The organism is Ktedonobacter racemifer DSM 44963 (assembly GCF_000178855.1).
Taxonomy (GTDB): domain Bacteria; phylum Chloroflexota; class Ktedonobacteria; order Ktedonobacterales; family Ktedonobacteraceae; genus Ktedonobacter; species Ktedonobacter racemifer.
Genome location: NZ_ADVG01000002.1, coordinates 1,653,023 through 1,671,323 on the forward strand (window position 1 = coordinate 1,653,023; position 18,301 = coordinate 1,671,323).

Annotated in this window: 15 protein-coding genes and 2 tRNA genes; 10 read left to right on the forward strand and 7 right to left on the reverse strand. The window is 52.2% G+C overall.

Features of this window, described 5'->3' with window-relative positions; genetic code table 11:
* Nucleotides 1-41: 41 nt before the first annotated feature.
* From menB to KRAC_RS23490, 7 genes are all read left to right on the forward strand, one after another.
* On the forward strand, nucleotides 42-860 hold the full coding sequence (menB, locus tag KRAC_RS23460) for a 1,4-dihydroxy-2-naphthoyl-CoA synthase (RefSeq protein WP_007911400.1): 819 nt from the start codon (nucleotides 42-44) through the stop codon (nucleotides 858-860).
* A 135-nt stretch (nucleotides 861-995) separates the two neighbouring features.
* On the forward strand, nucleotides 996-2,141 hold the full coding sequence (gene menC, locus KRAC_RS23465; protein ID WP_007911402.1) for an o-succinylbenzoate synthase: 1,146 nt from the start codon (nucleotides 996-998) through the stop codon (nucleotides 2,139-2,141).
* Nucleotides 2,138-3,673: an o-succinylbenzoate--CoA ligase gene (locus KRAC_RS23470; RefSeq protein WP_007911404.1), complete on the forward strand. Its 1,536-nt coding sequence runs from the start codon at nucleotides 2,138-2,140 to the stop codon at nucleotides 3,671-3,673. Before menC ends, KRAC_RS23470 begins: the two co-directional genes overlap by 4 nt.
* Nucleotides 3,674-3,881: 208 nt before the next feature.
* Complete coding sequence (locus KRAC_RS23475; protein ID WP_007911406.1) at nucleotides 3,882-4,262, forward strand: DNA-binding transcriptional response regulator; 381 nt, start codon at nucleotides 3,882-3,884, stop codon at nucleotides 4,260-4,262.
* A gap of 234 nt (nucleotides 4,263-4,496) precedes the next feature.
* Nucleotides 4,497-4,982: an NUDIX hydrolase gene (locus tag KRAC_RS23480; protein WP_007911409.1), complete on the forward strand. Its 486-nt coding sequence runs from the start codon at nucleotides 4,497-4,499 to the stop codon at nucleotides 4,980-4,982.
* A gap of 91 nt (nucleotides 4,983-5,073) precedes the next feature.
* A tRNA-Ser gene (locus tag KRAC_RS23485) sits at nucleotides 5,074-5,159 on the forward strand.
* Between the two features lie 44 nt (nucleotides 5,160-5,203).
* Nucleotides 5,204-5,276: transfer RNA gene (locus KRAC_RS23490), tRNA-Trp, on the forward strand.
* A gap of 47 nt (nucleotides 5,277-5,323) precedes the next feature.
* On the opposite strand, the gene KRAC_RS62330 is transcribed toward KRAC_RS23490, so the two are convergent.
* The 5 genes from KRAC_RS62330 to KRAC_RS23515 all read right to left on the reverse strand — a co-directional run bounded on the left by KRAC_RS62330 (nucleotide 5,324) and on the right by KRAC_RS23515 (nucleotide 12,308).
* Entirely contained in the window at nucleotides 5,324-5,815 is a 492-nt protein-coding gene (locus KRAC_RS62330; RefSeq protein ID WP_007911410.1) for a group I intron-associated PD-(D/E)XK endonuclease, read from the reverse strand.
* Nucleotides 5,816-6,071: 256 nt separating this feature from the next.
* Nucleotides 6,072-7,232: a sensor histidine kinase gene (locus KRAC_RS62335; protein WP_169460934.1), complete on the reverse strand. Its 1,161-nt coding sequence runs from the start codon at nucleotides 7,230-7,232 to the stop codon at nucleotides 6,072-6,074.
* Between the two features lie 153 nt (nucleotides 7,233-7,385).
* Nucleotides 7,386-8,378 carry an MBL fold metallo-hydrolase gene (locus KRAC_RS23505; protein ID WP_007911412.1) on the reverse strand — a complete coding sequence of 331 codons (993 nt, stop codon included), beginning with the start codon at nucleotides 8,376-8,378 and terminating at the stop codon, nucleotides 7,386-7,388.
* A gap of 18 nt (nucleotides 8,379-8,396) precedes the next feature.
* Nucleotides 8,397-9,737, reverse strand: coding sequence for a PAS domain-containing sensor histidine kinase (locus tag KRAC_RS23510; protein WP_007911413.1), 1,341 nt, complete (start codon nucleotides 9,735-9,737; stop codon nucleotides 8,397-8,399).
* 330 nt (nucleotides 9,738-10,067) lie between these two features.
* The gene (locus tag KRAC_RS23515; protein ID WP_007911414.1) at nucleotides 10,068-12,308 is read right to left on the reverse strand and encodes an ATP-dependent Clp protease ATP-binding subunit; all 2,241 of its coding nucleotides are present in this window, start codon (nucleotides 12,306-12,308) and stop codon (nucleotides 10,068-10,070) included.
* A 617-nt stretch (nucleotides 12,309-12,925) separates the two neighbouring features.
* Here KRAC_RS23515 and KRAC_RS23520 point away from each other — a divergent pair.
* Entirely contained in the window at nucleotides 12,926-14,137 is a 1,212-nt protein-coding gene (locus tag KRAC_RS23520) for an acyl-CoA dehydrogenase family protein (protein ID WP_007911415.1), read from the forward strand.
* A 32-nt stretch (nucleotides 14,138-14,169) separates the two neighbouring features.
* Entirely contained in the window at nucleotides 14,170-14,877 is a 708-nt protein-coding gene (locus KRAC_RS23525; protein ID WP_007911423.1) for a histidine phosphatase family protein, read from the forward strand.
* Between the two features lie 519 nt (nucleotides 14,878-15,396).
* Here KRAC_RS23525 and KRAC_RS23530 read toward each other — a convergent pair.
* Nucleotides 15,397-15,606 (reverse strand): hypothetical protein, encoded by a 210-nt coding sequence (locus tag KRAC_RS23530; RefSeq protein ID WP_007911424.1) that lies wholly within the window; start codon nucleotides 15,604-15,606, stop codon nucleotides 15,397-15,399.
* A 1,279-nt stretch (nucleotides 15,607-16,885) separates the two neighbouring features.
* A complete protein-coding gene (locus KRAC_RS78415; RefSeq protein WP_007911427.1) occupies nucleotides 16,886-17,017 on the reverse strand; it encodes a hypothetical protein in 132 nt (43 codons plus the stop codon).
* A gap of 171 nt (nucleotides 17,018-17,188) precedes the next feature.
* On the opposite strand from KRAC_RS78415, the gene prfA reads away from it, so the two are divergent.
* A complete protein-coding gene (gene prfA, locus KRAC_RS23535) occupies nucleotides 17,189-18,265 on the forward strand; it encodes a peptide chain release factor 1 (protein WP_007911428.1) in 1,077 nt (358 codons plus the stop codon).
* Nucleotides 18,266-18,301 lie beyond the last annotated feature (36 nt).

An 18,301-nucleotide genomic window follows, 5' to 3' on the forward strand; every position in this document is an offset into this window, starting at 1 on the left:
ATATCTCTTAGACCTATAACTTATTCGAAGGAGAATACACCATGTCTTTGGATTGGCAGAAAGTCTGCGACTACACCGATATTATCTTTGAGAAGGCCGAGGGCATTGGCAAAATCACCATCAATCGCCCCGAGGTGCGCAACGCCTTCCGCCCACGTACCCTGTTCGAGCTGATTGATGCCTTTGGCCGTTGCCACGAAGATCAGGAGATTGGCGTCGTTATCTTTACTGGTGCCGGAGACCTCGCTTTCTGTTCAGGTGGTGACCAGCGTGTGCGTGGCGAAGGTGGCTACGTTGGTGAAGATGGCGTGCCTCGCCTGAACGCCCTGGAGTTGCAGAAGGTTATCAAATACCTGCCTAAGCCTGTCATCGCCATGGTCGCAGGCTACGCCATTGGTGGTGGACATGTCCTGCACCTGCTCTGCGACCTGACCATCGCCGCCGATAATGCACGCTTCGGTCAGACCGGTCCTCGCGTGGGCAGCTTCGATGCAGGCTGGGGCGCGACCTACCTGGCGCGCGTCGTTGGACACAAGAAGGCCCGCGAAATCTGGTATCTGTGCCGCCAGTACAATGCCCAGGAAGCCCTGGACATGGGCCTGGTCAACACAGTCGTGCCCCTGGAGAAGCTTGAAGAGGAAACCGTCCAGTGGTGCCGCGAAATTCTGGAGAAGAGCCCCATCGCGCTGCGCTTCCTCAAGTCCGCATTTAATGCCGATACAGATGGGCTCGCTGGCATTCAAGAGCTTGCAGGCAACGCCACCATGCTCTACTATATGACCGAAGAAGGCAAAGAGGGGAAAAACGCCTTCCTGGAGAAGCGCAAGCCCGATTTCTCGAAGTATCCACGCCTGCCTTAAGCCAGCTACACGACCAAGAAGCATCATGTGTGCAGCTACCAGTAACCAACCTGGTAGCTGCATATTTGAGAAAGGGGATCGGGGTCTCCCCGTTTTCTTTTTCCTCTTTCCCCAAAGCAGAGAGAAAACACGCATATGCAGGTACAGGCAATCGACCTTCACCCCTATCGCATCCCCATGCCAGGGGGCTTTACGACGGCACACGGCACATTTACCCAGCGTGAGGGCTGTCTAATCAAGATCACGATATCAGGGGGCATCATAGGCCTGGGCGAAGCGGCACCACTGCCAGATTTTGGTGGCGCAACCTTCGCCGAGACCTATGCTGCTCTCAACACCCTGCGAGATCAGCTGCTCCAGCGCGATTGTGTGGAGGCAGTAAGCAGCCTCTATCCCCTCCTTGAAGAGCAGAGATATCCCGCCTCAGCTCTCTATGGCCTGGAATGCGCGCTACTTGATGCATGGGGCCAGCACGAAGGCATGAGCCTGCATACACTATTAGCCCCCGCTGGCACGCAACCACGTGCTAATGTCGCTGTGAACACCGTCATTGGCGCCGCCACAACCAAGGCCGTGACACAGGCCGCACAAAAAGCCATCCAGGCGGGTTTTGACTGTCTAAAGCTCAAGATGGGTCTGTCTGATCATCCCGAAGAGGAAATTAAGCGAGTCGCAGCCGTACGAGCCGCGATAGGACCAAAGGTACACCTGCGCCTGGATGCCAACGAGAAATGGAGCCTGGAACAAGCAGCAACCATCCTGGAAGCCTGCACCCAATATGACATTCAATACGTAGAGCAGCCACTGCGCGCCTTTGACCTTGAAGGCATGTATCAACTCAGGCAAAGGGTAGCAATCCCCCTGGCAGCTGATGAGGCGGTCTACGACCTGGCAAGCGCGCGTCGCCTTTTAGACTTACAAGCCGACTTGCAGGCCGCCGACGTGCTGATTATCAAGCCACAACTGGTGGGTGGGCTCTACCCAGCACGCTCCATCATTCAAACGGCCAACGCCGCAGGCATGCGTTGCGTGCTTACAAGCTCGCTTGAGGCAGGTATATCACTGGCAGCCACGCTCCACCTCGCAGCCGCCTCGCCCGAAGTGACTATGGAATGTGGCTTAGCCACGCTTGCGCTCCTCGAAGATGATTTACTCATCAATCAACTCACTATCAGGGGGGGGTTAATGCCCGTTCCGACAGCGCCAGGGTTAGGTGTACAGCTTGATCAGGCGGCCCTGGCTCGCTATACGTTCATGCCATCACAAGAGGAAGTTCGATGAACACCGCTTTATCTCACGATACCATCTTACCCAACTGGCTCCTACGCTGTGCTGAGAATCAGCCCAACCACTTGGCCGCACAGTGTGGTCCCGTACGTTGGAGCTTCACCGAATTGCTGCGCCAGGCCGATCACCTGGCCTACCAGCTCGCGGCTCGTGGCGTGAGCAAGGAGAGTCGTGTTGCTCTGCTGGCGACGAACGGTCTGCCCTTTGTCGTCACAGTCCACGCATTGATGCGCCTGGGCGCCATCCTGATCCCGCTCAATACCCGCCTGACCCAGCAGGAGCTTGCCTGGCAGTTGAGCGATGTCCAGGCAACCTTTCTCTGTAGTGACCAGCGCTACGCCGATATAGCCCAACAACTAGCTGACGAAATTACGCCTCTCGCGCATGTGCTCATTACGAGCGATGTCCAGCAGGACGTTCTTGTCGCGGATCAGACTGAGGGGCCTGTGATCGCGCTGCAAGAGACCATTCACCTGGATGCGGTCCACTCAATTATGTACACCTCTGGCACCACGGGGCATCCGAAAGGAGTATTGATTACCTATGGCATGCTCTGCTGGGGCGCGCTCGGCTCGGCGCTCACTCTTGGCCATTATGCCGATGACTGCTGGCTTGCTTGTCTACCGCTCTTCCATGTAAGCGGATTGACCGTCCTGATGCGCAGCGTTATCAACGGTATTAGCGTCAACTTACACGAGAAATTTGAGCCTGAAGCCGTCAATCGGGCCATCTTTGAGGAGCGAGTTACCATTATTTCGGTTGTGGCCGTCGTCCTCCAGCGGATGCTTGATGCCCTCGACGCCTCAGAGGCCCAGGGAAGGTATCCCGCGACGTTACGCTGCGTGCTCCTGGGAGGAGGACCAGCCCCCAGGCCTCTATTGGAACGCTGCGCCGCCAAAAATATTCCTGTAGTACAGACCTATGGCCTGACCGAATCATGCGCGCAGGCAGTAACGCTCCTGCCTGCCGATGCGCTACGCAAACTTGGCTCGGCTGGCAAGCCCCTCTTCCCCGTGCAGTTGCGCATCCTTACTGAAGACTATCAGCCCGTTCCTCCTGGCGAGCCAGGTATTATTCATCTCCAGGGGCCAACTATTACACCTGGCTATGATCATCGTCCCGAGGCCACAGCGCACGCATTTCACAATGGCTGGTTCACCACGGGAGATCTGGGATATGTGGATGAAGAGGGGTACCTGTATGTGCTTGACCGGCGCACCGACCTGATCATCTCTGGTGGCGAGAATGTCTATCCAGCAGAGATTGAGGCTGTGCTCATGAGCCATCCAGAGGTAGAGGATGCAGGCGTATGCGGCGTTGATGATTCACAGTGGGGACAGCTCCCCATCGCCTTTGTACGTCTGAGAGAGGGGAGTAGCCTCACAGCCACTGAGCTGGGTCCATATGTTACACAGCATCTAGCACATTACAAACGGCCAAAGGCTATTTACGCGGTCGCACAACTTCCACGCAACTCAGCCGGGAAGCTCTTGCGCCGTGAGCTCCCTGGATTACTCCCCTCCTAACGACAGAAGCGCTATAAATGAACAACAGAAATGCAAACAAAAGTTTCGCAAATGCGAAACTTTTGTTTGCATTTCTATATCATTTTTTGACATTTGAAAATACTTATAAGATTTTAATATCAAAATTCACGTATTTCATGGTATTATTGCTTATAAGCAGTTGCGTGTCCAGTATGCTTAATTTCCATTACTACAAGGAAGTAACGTTATGTATATCGCGGTAATTGAGGAAGAACCACTGATCCGAGATATGCTACGCCATGCTTTGGAGCTAGGGGGTCATAGAGTCGATATCTATGGCACAATGCCAGAACAATTCCGCTTATATGACCTGCTCATTGTTGAGCCAGGAGAGTTCGGGCAAGGCTTTCCAGCCATTTCTCAGCTTATGCGTGGCTATTGCATACCCATCTTGATTCTTACTTTTTATGAGGGGAACGTGTGTATGGCGAGGGAATATAATCTACCTGCGATTCACAAGATGCCATTTCGCTTGACGCATTTACTCAGGACGATTGGACGCTTTAGCCAGTTCAAAGCACGTTTGCCTCAACCACAACCTCATCAAAGCCCCCTTGAAGCGTGTTAGGATAGTTTTATGGCCCTGCCTGAAACAGGGCCAGCTCGCTGCGCGATAGTCCAAATCTCCTCTCCACTGGTCACCAACACACTCGCTCGCTTACAATGAGAGAGATGATTAAAATTCCCGCTAGGTGGTCTGGTGCGTGCTGCCAGCCTGCGGCTGGCAGCACGCACCAGACCACCTAGCGGGCAAGCGCCGCAGGCGCGAGAGGTCAAGCACAGCTGAAAGAGATACATTGCTATGTTCCAACCAATTTTGGCAACCCTGGGGTATATTCTCTCCCCCGACGGGAAGCAGATCCTGATGATTCATCGCAACAAACGGCCAGATGACCTGCACTATGGAAAATATAATGGCCTGGGTGGCCGTGTAGAAGCCAATGAAGATATTATCACGGGCATGCACCGCGAGATACGCGAGGAGTCGGGGCTAGAAGCAGACCATATGCAGCTTCGCGGCACCATTTCCTGGCAGGGCTTTGGCAAGAACGGGGCCGACTGGTTCGGCTTTATCTTCCTGATCGATGCCTGGCATGGCACGGCACACAGCGGGAATGCTGAAGGCACACTGGAGTGGGTACCACGCGATACCATCACCGCTCTGCCCATGTGGCCCAGCGACAAGTATTTCCTGCCCATGGTCTTTGATGGCGAGCCCCAGCCCTTTCATGGGCACATGCTCTTCCACAACGGCGAATGCCTCAGTTGGAACTATCAACGCCTCTAAAAAACCTGATAAAAAGTGTTGACAAAATGGCGCCTGTGCTATATACTTATTTCCAGTTCGAAGGAGTGAATAACTTCGGCGGACACTGTCCGGAGAGGTCGCATAGTGGCCTAGTGCGAGCGTTTGCTAAATGCTTGAGGTTAATACCCTCCGTGGGTTCGAATCCCACCCTCTCCGCTAGTTTTACAGGCTATGTAGAGCTAACAGGCTTAAACCCTTGTAGGGGTGGTGCCCAACGGTTGAGGCGGTCGTCTCCAAAACGACTTTCAGAAGGTTCGACTCCTTTCACCCCTGTGTAACTTAAGCGTCTCCTTTCTCTAGGAGGCGCTTTTTTGTGCAAGTTATAACTCATAATCCTCTGCCCAGTAAGCTAAATGGGCAATTTCCTCAGAGTAAGGTTCATGCCAGGTTTTATGTCGATTACCACGCAATATACCTGCCTCTTTGAAACGTAAATTACAGGTATTCCTGGGTGCTCCAACAACTGGAAACATGTATACTTTATTCAGATTTGAGCTATACACGGCAAAGTATTCAGCTCTCCCATCATAACTGTTTTTTCTGTTCCCTTTCTTCGCCGAAACAGTAGAGGCTGTATTGAATTCAAGATAGGTTCCATCTTGTGAGAAACGTGCCGTTTTAACCTGAATACGAATCAGGCGGCTCTCCTGATGAACAAAAAATCCAAAATTTCGGTGCTCCTCTGTGAGAAAATAAGCAAGGTCATATCCTAGATGATCAGCCCAGGGGAGTAACACTTCAAACCCTAATTGCACCAGTCGATTTAAAACGGCGGTATGGCTTATTAACCCTACCTGTGATGTATCTCGCATGCTTGTCCCTCCATACCCACAACCCATCTACTTTAAAGCAAATAATTACTCCTTCCAAGCAAACCTATGTGCGGCTTATAGGGTAATTATTTTTGCTCTAATTTCTGCCAAATTAGATTCAATCATCTAAATTATTGAAGTATATTATAGTACAAATTCTACTTTGTTCAATATAAGCAGTACAATTTAACGCGTGGGAGTTAGCAATTCTCGTAGACGCTGAAACATAATAGCTTAAGGATAGGTATCAAGGTAGCTACTTCAGAGGTAATTCGACGAAGAACTCGCTGCCCTGGCCGAGCTGGGATTCGCACCAGATGCGGCCTTCGTGGCGCTCAATGATCTCTTTGGAGATGCTCAGGCCCAGGCCCAGGCCCTTTTTCGTGGAGGCCTCGGCGTCTGGCGTACGATAAAAGGTGTCGAAAACTTTTTCGAGCTGGTCGGGGGCGATGCCTTTGCCGTGATCGCGCACATGGATCAACGCCTTGCGCCATTTGCGCTCAACACAGATCTGGACCACGCTCCCCTCTGGAGAATACTTTACCGCGTTCCCCACAAGATTGATCAAGACTTGCTCGATCCGATCTCGATCTACGCTCACCATGACCTCTTTTGGCGGCAGCTTTAGCTCTATATGCCGCCCGGTGAGCAATTTCTGGTCATCAACCACCTGCTGGCAAAGCTCATTAATGTTCAGCTTACGCTTGTTGAGCGCCGTCTTGCCTGTACGCAGACTACTGACATCGAGTAACTCTTCAATTAATGTCGTCAGGCGTACTGTCTGTTCATTAATGCGCTCAAGGGCAGTATGCATATCGCTCACATTCATCTCGCCATCCTGCTTGGCCAGGCGGCGCAGGGCCAACTGGGCCTGACCGCGAATAGTGGTAATAGGCGTCTTCAATTCATGGGAGGCGATGGAGAGGAAGCGATCCTTCGTTTGATTGGCATCCTCAAGCTTCTGGTTACTGACTTCCAGCTCCGCAGCATACTCTTTCAACTCTTGCTCGGCAATCAAGGTTTGCCAGCGCGCACGCTCGCGCTGAGCTGTGATGATGGCAATCGTAATGCCAGAAATGAAGAATGGGAGGATTCGTAGACCATCCTCCCAATGTTGCCAGCTAATGCCCTGGTTATAACCGATAAAGAAGTAATCAATATAGAGTGCGCCCAGCAGCACCGTAAAGAGCGAGGGCATGGTACCCCAGAAGGTGGCAATAAACAGCACGGGGAGCAGAAGCAGCGAGCCCGCGAAATAGATCCCGCCTCCGCCTATCCAGCCATCAAGGGCTTGCTGTCCCCAGCCAAACAGGCCCACGAGCAAGATGCTCAGGAGATAGCCAATCAGTGGGTGACGCCACAGTGGAAGAGAGGCGGTAAAATTTCTTCGTAATTCCGCCCGCTGCTCGAACGTCATACGTCGAATACGCCTTCCCTTGTGATCGATATATGTATCTTTTTGTATTGACTTCGTGGTCGCCATCCGCTCTATCCCTATTGGAACGCCTCTGCTCTTCTCAATTATCAACTCCTGAAAGTCATTTTCCAGGAGTTGGACTGCGTTGCTTTATTATATCCTTGCCAGGCGCTCATTTTCTACCTGCATACTCGCCTCTTGCATGCGCGCATCGTGCATCGCAATCAAAGGGACCTCTGGATGAGAGCGCGCAAAGTGATGAAGCTCTAACAATGTTTGTAAGGCCGTAGCTTTATCGCTCGTCACACCATTCCAGAAGAGCGGGTGGGGCGTCGTCGGATAGAGGTAATTTTCGGCCACATGCGCGGCATCGCCCAGGAAAAAGAGACGAGCACCATTGGCACGATTGATGAACATACCGGTATTGCCAGGAGTGTGGCCAGGCAATGGAACGAGCACGATAGAGCCATCACCAAACACATCCAGACTGGAACGGAAACCTTCATACGAGGGCCCCTCCAGGTCGAAGCAGGTAAGAGGGCTACCCTCCATCAGACGCCATACCAGACCCTTATGGAGGGGAATCACACCTTGCTTGGCCGCATCAAACTCGACGCGATTGACGCGCAGCGGCACGCCTACGATATCGGGAACACCGCTGACATGGTCCCAGTGCAGGTGCGAGAGCAACACAAAGTCCAGATCTTCCGGTTTTAGGCCCTGCTCTTGTAAGGCCCCACGCAGTGTCTGTTCTACTTTGAAGCGTGCCAGCGTCTGGCGAAAAGGCAATGGCTGATCCTTCAGGTGCTGATAGATGTCGCCACTCAAGCCCGTATCATAGAGGAAGGTACCCTGGGGATGCCGGACCAGGACCGAACTGTAGGCAATCTTTCTCGGCTTGAGCGAGAGCGAGCCACGAACCATGACCAGCTCGGGCCAGAAGACGCTTCCACAGCGCAAAATATGAATATCCACGTCGGGTAGCTGCTTGTCCCGCTGTTGCTTCTCAGTACCACCCTCCCCTGCGGGCAACAATTGCATGTTAAAACGAGGAGGCATCAAACTTTTGATCGCCGCCCCAACACCGAGCGCTGTCAGCGATACTGCTCCCCAGGCTAACCACTTATTCACTCGCTTTGACTGCATTCTTTTCTCCTGGCATAGCTAGATTAACTCCCGGTGTGCCAGTGGAAGCTCAAACCAGAACGTTGATCCTTGACCGGGAATACTCTCTACACCTACATGCCCATGATGATGTTCTATAACTGTCTGGCTGATGTAGAGTCCCAGTCCCAGCCCAACGCCAGAACCACTTAACACCCGAATCTTTGGACATTGATAGAAACACTCCCAGACACGCTGCTGCTCTTCCACAGTAAGACCCTGCCCTTGATCACGCACCTCCAGGCGCACGCACGCTCCTGCTCGCCGAAGAGATATAGCAATCTCCTTGTCGGCGGCCGAATACTTTAAGGCATTGCGTAGATAGCTATTTATTACCTGGGAGATTCTTCCCGCGTCAGCAATAACTGTCAGGGTATCGTCTGAAGAGAGTTCCTTATGTATTGTACGTTCAGGGTTGACCTTTTGTTGCTCACTGACAACCTGCTCCACCACTGCGCGCACATCACATTCATCTTGCCGCAGGTAGGACGCAAAGCGCTCCGACTGAATCCGCGAGATATCTACCATGTCACTTACCAGGTTGGAAAGCACACCGATCTGGCGCTCGGCACGCTCCATCAGGTCGCTAGCCATCTTAATCTTATCAAATGCCTCTGCCTCATGTACATTCAACTGTTTCATAGCCGTCTTGAGGCGTCGCATCGCCAGTTGAACGTTGACTTTAATCGCAGTCAATGGGGTACGTAACTCGTGGCTGGCAACACCAATAAACTCTTCCAGGCGTTGGGTCGTGGCATGCGAAGACACGACCTGATGCCGTGTCTCCTCACACGCACGCAGGAGATGCTGCCGCTCGCGAATCAGTGCAGGCGTCTCTCGTGCCAGATCACGCTCTTGTATATCAGGGAAGGCAGACTCCACGTGCTGGGACATTTCTAGCTCTTCACGCTTGCGCTCATCAATGTCGGTGCCGATAAAGATCCACTCCCGCACCTTGCCATACTCACCCAGAACGGGAATGGCACTTACACCAAAATGGTGGTAGATGCCATCAAAGCGCTGGATACGATATGCAAGCTCATACGGCCTCCCGCTGAGGGAGGCGCTTTGCCAGGCATGCTCCACCCACTGTTGATCCTCGGGATGAACCATCGCTTGCAGATCTTGATGGCTCAACCGCTTGCCGTACTGCCCGGTATAAGCATGCCAGGCTTCCATCTGGCGCTCCATAGCCCCTTCAGCATCCACTACCCACACCATTTGCGCTAATGCCGCGGCCAGAGAACGATAGCGCGCTTCGCTCTCGCGGAGTTGTCGCTGCAAATCGTTTACTTCCACGCTTTTATATTGTCCCCGTTCAGGAATTTTGTCTGCCATCATACGATGCTGCCTTTATTCTTCAACTTCAAAAGTTCTGATATAGACATTTTTACCACCGCCCTGACCCGCTTATGACCACCCTCACCTACTCCTCCAGGCACCTCCCAGACCAGACAAAACCTCCCAATTTTATAGGCGCATACAGATTATCATGCCTAGATTTTCTGCCAAAAAAGGGAAGTTTCTTTCACTTGCTCTTTACACGGCTGAGTTCTCAGAATAGATGCAAGCAACCTCTTTTCCCCAGGGATAGAACTCTGTGTCAAAAAGCCAGGCGACCGGGAGGATTCCCGGTCGCCTGGCTTTTTCTTATCTGCGGCTTCGCCTGTGCTAGGCGTTATTTTTCACCGCCTCGTAGGGGCGAACAACGATTTTCTTATCTTCCACATCGACGTATACCGCCTGGCCACTGACGATTTCATCTGCCAGCAAGGCATCTGCCAGCGCGTCATCGACATAGGACTGGATGGCTCGGCGCAATGGGCGGGCGCCATACTCCTCGTCGAAGCCTTCCTCAAGCAGGAAGTCACGGGCGGCATCACTAACCACCAGCTCCATATGCTGCTCACTCAAACGTGAGCGAACCTGGTCCAGCAAGAGTTCAACGATGCTGTAGAGCTCTTTCTTGGTCAGCGAGTTAAAGACAACGATCTGGTCGATACGGTTGATGAACTCAGGGCGGAAGACCCGCTTGAGACCCTCAAACGCCTTCGAGCGCATCGCCTCTTTCTGCTCCTCGCGCAAAGACTCACCCTTCTTGATGGTGAAGCCAATGTTCGCGGCCTTCTTCAGGTCTGAACCGCCTACATTACTGGTCATGATCACGACGGTGTTCTTAAAGTCGACCGTGCGACCCTGACCATCGGTCAGGCGACCATCATCCATGATCTGCAACAAGGCATTGAAGACCTCAGGATGCGCCTTCTCAACCTCGTCAAAGAGGATGACACTGTAGGGGCGACGGCGTACCTGCTCCGTCAATTGACCGCCCTCGTCATGCCCCACATATCCGGGAGGGCTACCAAACAGACGCGAGACGGTATGCGGCTCCATATACTCCGACATATCGAAGCGAATGATGTGGTCGGCACCACCGAAGAGTTCAGCGGCCAGAGCCTTCGCCAGCTCGGTCTTACCAACACCAGTTGGACCCAGGAAGAGGAAGGACCCAATCGGGCGCTTCGGATCTTTGAGGCCCGCACGCGAGCGGCGAATCGCACGCGCCACTGCTGAAATCGCCTCGTCCTGGCCGATAACATGCTTGCGCAGGTCCTGCTCCAGGTTGCGCAAGTTCTGACGCTCGCTCTCCAGCATCTGGCTCACCGGGACGCCGGTCCAGGTCTCTACGACCCTGGCGATATGCTCAGGGGTCACGATGAGTGAGACTTCTTCCTGAGACTTACCACGCGCCTCGCTCAGCTTCTCCAGCACCAGGAGTTCTTGCTGGCGCATCAAAGCCGCATGCTCGTAGTCTTCCGCGTTCGCCGCGGCCTCTTTCTGCGCCTGAATCTCTGCCAACTCCTTCTCCAGGTCAGCGATCAAAGTTGGACTCAAGATGCCTTTCTCGGTCGCCTCCAGGCGCAGGGCGGAACCGGCCTCGTCCATGACGTCGATAGCCTTATCAGGCAGGAAGCGATCATTGATATAGCGATCAGACAGCTTTACCGCGGCCTCGATAGCCTCATCTGATATACCAATGCCATGGTGGGCCTCATAATTGGCGCGCACGATATGCAGCATGTCGATGGCTTCTTCGACATTGGGCTCGCTCACCATAATTGGCTGGAAGCGGCGCTCCAGGGCGGCATCCTTCTCAATATGCTTGCGGTACTCGTCCAGGGTAGTGGCACCAATACAACGCAACTCACCGCGTGCCAGGGCAGGCTTGATCATATCACCCGCGCCAACCGCTCCCTCAGCCGCGCCAGCACCAACAACAGTGTGCAATTCATCAATAAAGACGATTGTATCGGGATTATCGCGCAGTTCTTCCAGAATAGATTTGATACGCTGCTCAAACTGACCACGGAACATCGCACCTGCGACCATACCGCCAATGTTGAGCGAGACAATGCGCTTGCCACTCAGATTGGGTGGAATATCGCCCGATTGAATGCGGCGCGCCAGGCCCTCAACGATTGCAGTTTTACCAACACCTGGCTCGCCAATCAGGACAGGATTATTCTTCTGCCTGCGACCCAGTACGGTAATCATGCGGCGTAGCTCTTTCGCACGCCCGGCGGCAGGATCAAGTTTCCCCTCAGCCGCTTCAGCCGTCAGATCGCGACCATATTGATCAAGCGTGGGAGTCTTGCTCTGCTTCGGCTGCCGTTCAGCCGTCGCAGTATTGACACTCCCCTGACCGCCCGAAGCTTTCTGTGAACCACCCGAGAAACCAAATGGGAAGGGAGCACCTGCAATATCCATATTGTCAATGCCACCCATCTGGCCCATCGCGTTCATCAGTTCGTCAACGCACGACTGGCACAGGTAGTGCGATTCGCGTCGCCCGTCAACCATCTGATCTACACGAACACGCGCGGGATTCTTTCGACAACGCTCACATTTCATTATTTATATGCTCCTCATCTTTTCTCAAGATAGGGGGATGATTCCCTTCGGTTAGTAGTTAGCAATTGGTTCGTCTGACTGCTAAAAGTATAGCATATTCTTTTTGCTCTGTCTAGCACTCTTGCGACTTGATTGCTAACTCACCATTTATAACAGCGGCTCCGTTGGTATTATTCCCGGTATAGCGTTCACTTCTGGCAGTGGTCTTGATACGTTCTTCGGGATGCTATTTCAAAGTGTCGCAAAACATTTCACATGTGTATCAACCATAACGCCAGGCTTGCTACGCTTATTCCCTTCCACATTTGCTCTCTGCACACACCATCGCACGTGCCCAACGTCAGGTTTGTCTGCTTCGGTAAAACGAGACCGATAAAAGTTACTTTCTTCTTTTACGAACATAGAGATGGAAAAGATACGCAACTATTCCCTCTAGTAACAAAGGCGCTGCTCGCTCTAAATATATGCGGCTGCACCTGAGAGCTATCACATTAGAATATTATCGACACATCACTTTCCTTCAACATCCTACGCCCTTATCACAAGAGACGCATAGGATGTGATATATTCAAAAAGTATGGTAATGTCGCCAAGCAAGACAAAGGAGATCAAAGGTTATGGATTTCGCCTATTCGGAGAAGGTCAACGCTCTACGACAGCGCCTGACTGACTTTATGGAACGCTCTATTTATCCCAACCAGCAACGCTATAAAGAACAGATCGCGGCCTCAGGCGATCCTCACCATCACGCGGAGATTGTTGATGAACTGAAAGAACGTGCGAAGGCAGAGGGCCTCTGGAACCTCTTTCTGCCCGACACTGAATACGGAGCTGGTCTGACTAACCTGGAGTATGCGCCCCTGGCTGAGATTATGGGTCGTGTCACCTGGGCATCGGAGGTCTTCAATTGTGCGGCCCCTGATACTGGAAATATGGAAATACTTGCTCAGTTTGGCACAGAGGTGCAACGACAACGCTGGCTGCGTCCCCTCCTTGATGGCGAGATTCGCTCGGCCTTTGCCATGACGGAGCCAGATGTGGCCAGCTCTGACGCGACCAATATTCAACTGACCATCATGCGCGATGGAGACGACTATGTACTCAATGGGCGCAAATGGTGGATCTCGGGGGCGGCTCGCGAACGCTGCAAAATCTTTATCGTCATGGGAAAGACCGATCCCCAGAACCCGGCCCGCCATAAGCAGCAAAGTATGATCCTGGTGCCACGCGACACACCTGGACTGACCGTGGTCCGCAACCTGCCTGTCATGGGCTATATCGATAATGAAAGCCACTGCGAACTGCGTTTTGAGAACGTGCGTGTCCCTGCCAGCAACCTCCTCGGTGAGGAGGGGAGCGGCTTCGCCATCGCCCAGGCGCGCCTTGGGCCCGGTCGCATTCATCATTGTATGCGCTCTATTGGTACAGCCCAGTACGCGCTTGAACTCCTCTGCCAGCGCGCGACACAGCGCGTCGCCTTTGGCAAACCGCTGGTCGAACAGGGAGTTATTCAGGAATGGATCGCCCAGTCGCAGTTGGAGATCGAGCAGGCGCGGCTGCTTACGCTGAAGGCGGCCTGGCTCATCGATACCCAGGGCAAGAAGGCCGCGAAAGATGCCATTGCCATGATCAAAATCGTGGCGCCCGAGGTACATACCAATGTCGTCAGCCGAGCCATGCAGGTCTTTGGTGCCGCGGGCCTCAGCGATGATTTTCCGCTGGCCTCCTTCTGGGCGCATGGACGCACACTCCACATTGTGGATGGACCAGATGAGGTTCATAAGCGCACCCTGGCACACTCCATCATCCAGCAACTCATACAAGACTAATCTATCCATCTACACCGCTATAAAGGACCCTTATGGAGAGCAACGTACAGCAAGACCCGTTTCTTATCCACCGCCAGCACGCGGCAGAACTCTTTCTGATCCGCCACGGGGATGCGATCCCCGAGGCGGACGAAATTATTCCCAGTGGCGTGTATGATAACCTGCCCTTGAGCAAGATCGGACGCCAGCAGGCCCAGGCACTGGCCAAGCGCCTGAAGGACGGCCATTTTGACGCGGCCTATAGCAGCCCCCTACGGCGTTGCCAGGAGACTGGCGCGCCACTTCTGGCTGAGCTAGGGCTACAGGCCACTATTGTAGAACAACTCAAAGAGATTCGCCTCGATGACCTGGTTCCCATTCCAGAGATCCCCGAAGGGGCCGATCTCGCCATGCTGACCCAGGCACTGCATGAGCGCCAGGACAAGATCGTGCGTATCGCAGGCGCCTCGGGCAACTGGGATGCCTTCGCGCACAGCGAGTCCTCAAAGGCCTTTCGCCAGCGCGTCGTCCAGGCACTTGACGAGATCGCGAGTCACCATCTTGGGCAGCGCGTGCTCGTCTTCGCCCATGGGGGCATCATCAACGCCTACGTCGCCGAGGTCCTGGGACTGGAGAAAGAGTTCTTTTTCCCCTGCGCCAATACCTCGCTCACCCTCGTACGCGCCTCAGGAGACACACGTGTGCTCTATATAATGAACGACATTGCCCACCTGAGTATCCCCTCGGCCCAAAACTCATAGTAAAAGTAGCAAAGCAAGTGGAGCGATGTCTGCGGTATCGCTCCACTTGCGTTGCGCCACAATGCTTCTCGCATTTTGAGGAAGTTAAAAATCGATCCGGTGGTAAGAATGGAAATGTTGGGGCATACGAGCCTTAATATGACAGATGGTACATATGGACATACAACGCAAGAACAACATAAAGAGGCTGCTGAGGAAATAGAACGTCGCTTTGGAGAGGAAGAATAGCAGAGTTATATCGACACCTTAACCGATAGCTGGCTATATTCGATATCGGTTATTTTTGTGCTTTTAACCTAAGATACTTCTTTACAATGTTTGCTCTTTGGGGGACTGCTTGTTTTAAGGTATAAGATGTTAAATTGGAATTCATCCCAAGTTCTTCCATCGAGTAAACGTCCTCCTGCTTTAGGATGGCGTCCTTCCCATTGTTTATGGAAAAAAGCAATACCCGCTGTTAGCAAAAAGAACTTGTGCTAGACAATTAGCACAAGTTCTTTTTGCTAACAGCCTACAATATTATTTCTTACGAATAGTCTTTAGAAACTGGTAAGATGTTATTGAGCCGACAGCAATGTTCATGATGTTTGCCAGAGCCGAGAAGAACTTTTGCGCGTCCTCATAGTTAGAATGATGATGTTCATCTGGCATGACAACACGATACCTGGTAGGTGTCCCGTTTTCGTCTACCACCACATGATAGTGATGACCGTCTTTGTCTTCTATCATAGTATTTCTCTTTCTAGAGAGATCGGCACATAGTCACCTATGTCCAAAACAATACAACGATACCAACTACTAACCTACGTTAACAACTGCATAAATTCTATAAAAGATTTATGAATTTTTTATGATAGCCGTAATTTTAGGTTAAAGCCTGTCTTAATGGGACCTGTTTACTGTGTTCCTATCCAGAGAAATGATGCGCTACAATTTTAATAGAATTACATCCTTAGCTATACCTTCAAGCTGCCAGTGTTGATTTCCCATCAAAGGGCTACTCAATATCCACTGAGATACTCAGATGGACTTAAATACTCTGTCATAATATACGTTGAGAACCTGAATTTTTGGTTGTACAACATCCATCGAACTTTCAGGAATAAATAATCTTAATGAAAATTCAACACAGAACGACCGGAGATTGATATTTGCTGGAATAAGTGACCTGCTGGTATATCCGGGCAGATCAGGACGGTATCAGGGTTCTCCCGAATTCGGTAATCTCTCCCTGCGTCGCTGGTAACGGTGACGTGGAAAGCGAGAGATAACGCCCAAGAGATCTTCAAGCCGAATGAGGCAATCGGGCTAGAGGAAAACTGGAAGGATGAATAGAAATGAACCTTTGATGAGGCTGCGTTATTTGAGGTCATCGTAACTGGCTGAAACGATGATGAAAGGACAATGGCCCCCATAGGCTTTGAGCTATGGAACAGGATACCCGGTCCTCGCAGTATAGAAGGCATCCTCCCCAGTTGTATCTCACACATGTGGAACGTGAAAACCCCAATGAAGTCTCGGGAGTGGTCGATATCCTGAGTAAGCCGACCGTAAGGAAAGCAGAACTCTTTAGTAGGAAGAGGAAGGGTCAAGATGTAAATTTTGACATTAGGGTCTCCCGCTGCTTTGGTGATAAGATCTTCAATACGATGGAGCGTGTTTTTATCTGAGTATGAAAAACAAGAGCCATCAGAAAAACAAACTCATCCTTCACTAAAGTAGCGGAAGATCCGGTTAATACTGGGATTTACAGGGTAAAGACGCTTAAAATGGCTCGATAAGAGAGTCTATATGTTCTTTATAGTAGGATGAATTTGACACCTAAACCTGACACCTTATGTGGTATATTTTGCTGGCCTTTGCTGGACATATGTAGATGAGATTTGCTTAGTATTGTAGAGGGAATAAGCTTGTGGGGCTCTTTTGTTGGAGTGGGTTGAATTGTTCATTTGGTTACTGCTATAATGAGGCTATGAAACCTGCCGTGCTTCACTATATACGCCTGTCGTTACCGACAGCTCTTGCGCGTCATATTTGCCTGATTACCATTGAGCGTTACCTGCTTACAGCCGGGTAGCGACGCCTCATTCTGCCTTCCACCATGCCATGAGTAGAGAGCAATCGAGGTCCCTGATTGCATGGCATAACCCTCATTGCAGGCCTTAATAGAAGCTATAATTATTAGCCGTCCTTTTCACGAAAAAATAGAGCATTTTACCTTCCCTGTCTGCGCATGACTTATGCCCCTGGCTGCAACGAGTATGCCAGGCGTACAGAGAAGAGATAGAGAAGCGAGAGGAACCCGGTCGCTATGGATCTAATGGACAAACTGGCCACACTGGCTACACGCTACGAAGAACTAAACAATTTGATGGCACAGCCCGATGTGCTTACCGATATATCGCTCCTGCAGCGCTATGGTCGCGAGCAGTCTGAGCTGTCGACTGTGGTTGAAAAATACCACGAGCTGATTGATACGGATAAGCAGATCAAGGAAGCTCAGGAGATGTACGACAGCGAGGAAGGCGAGCTGCGCGACATGGCGTTTGAAGAGCTGGAACAGCTCAAAGCCAGGAAAGAGCAACTCCTGGAGGATGTCCAGGTCGCCCTCCTCCCCAAAGATATCATGGACGAGAAGAACGCCGTCGTGACCATCCAGGGTGGAGCGGGTGGCGACGAAGCCGCGCTCTTTGCCGCGGACCTCTTCCGTATGTACAGTCGCTACGCCGATGGCCGTCGTTGGAAGATCGAGATTCTTGACGGGAACGATACTGAACAAGGCGGCTTCAAGGACATTACCTTTGTGATCAGAGGGAAGGGAGCCTATAGCCGGATGAAGTACGAGGGCGGCACCCATCGCGTGCAGCGCGTCCCCTCGACCGAGGCCAACGGCCGCATCCATACCTCAACGGCCAAGGTCATCGTCCTGCCAGAGGCCGACGATGATATCCAGATCGAGGTAAAGGACGCGGATATCCGCGTCGACGTCTACCGCTCCACAGGCCATGGCGGTCAGAGCGTCAACACCACTGACTCGGCGGTACGTATCACGCACCTGCCGACCGGCCTGGTTGTCACCTGTCAGGATGAAAAATCGCAGTTGAAGAATAAGCAGAAAGCCCTCAACGTACTGAAGTCACGCCTGTGGGACCTGGAAGAGGCCAAACGCCAGGAAGAGCTAGGAAAAGCACGTCGCTCACAGGTACAGACGGGCGACCGCAGCGAGAAGATTCGCACCTATAACTTCCCCCAGGACCGCGTCACGGACCACCGTATTGGCCTGACGCGCCACAACTTACCGGGCATTCTGGACGGCAGTCTCGATGAATTCATCGATAACCTGATCACCGTCGACCAGGCCGAGAAACTCCAGGGCATGTTCGTCTAAGTGGTAATGTGTCAGTAAAAAAGAGGGGAGGTGCAG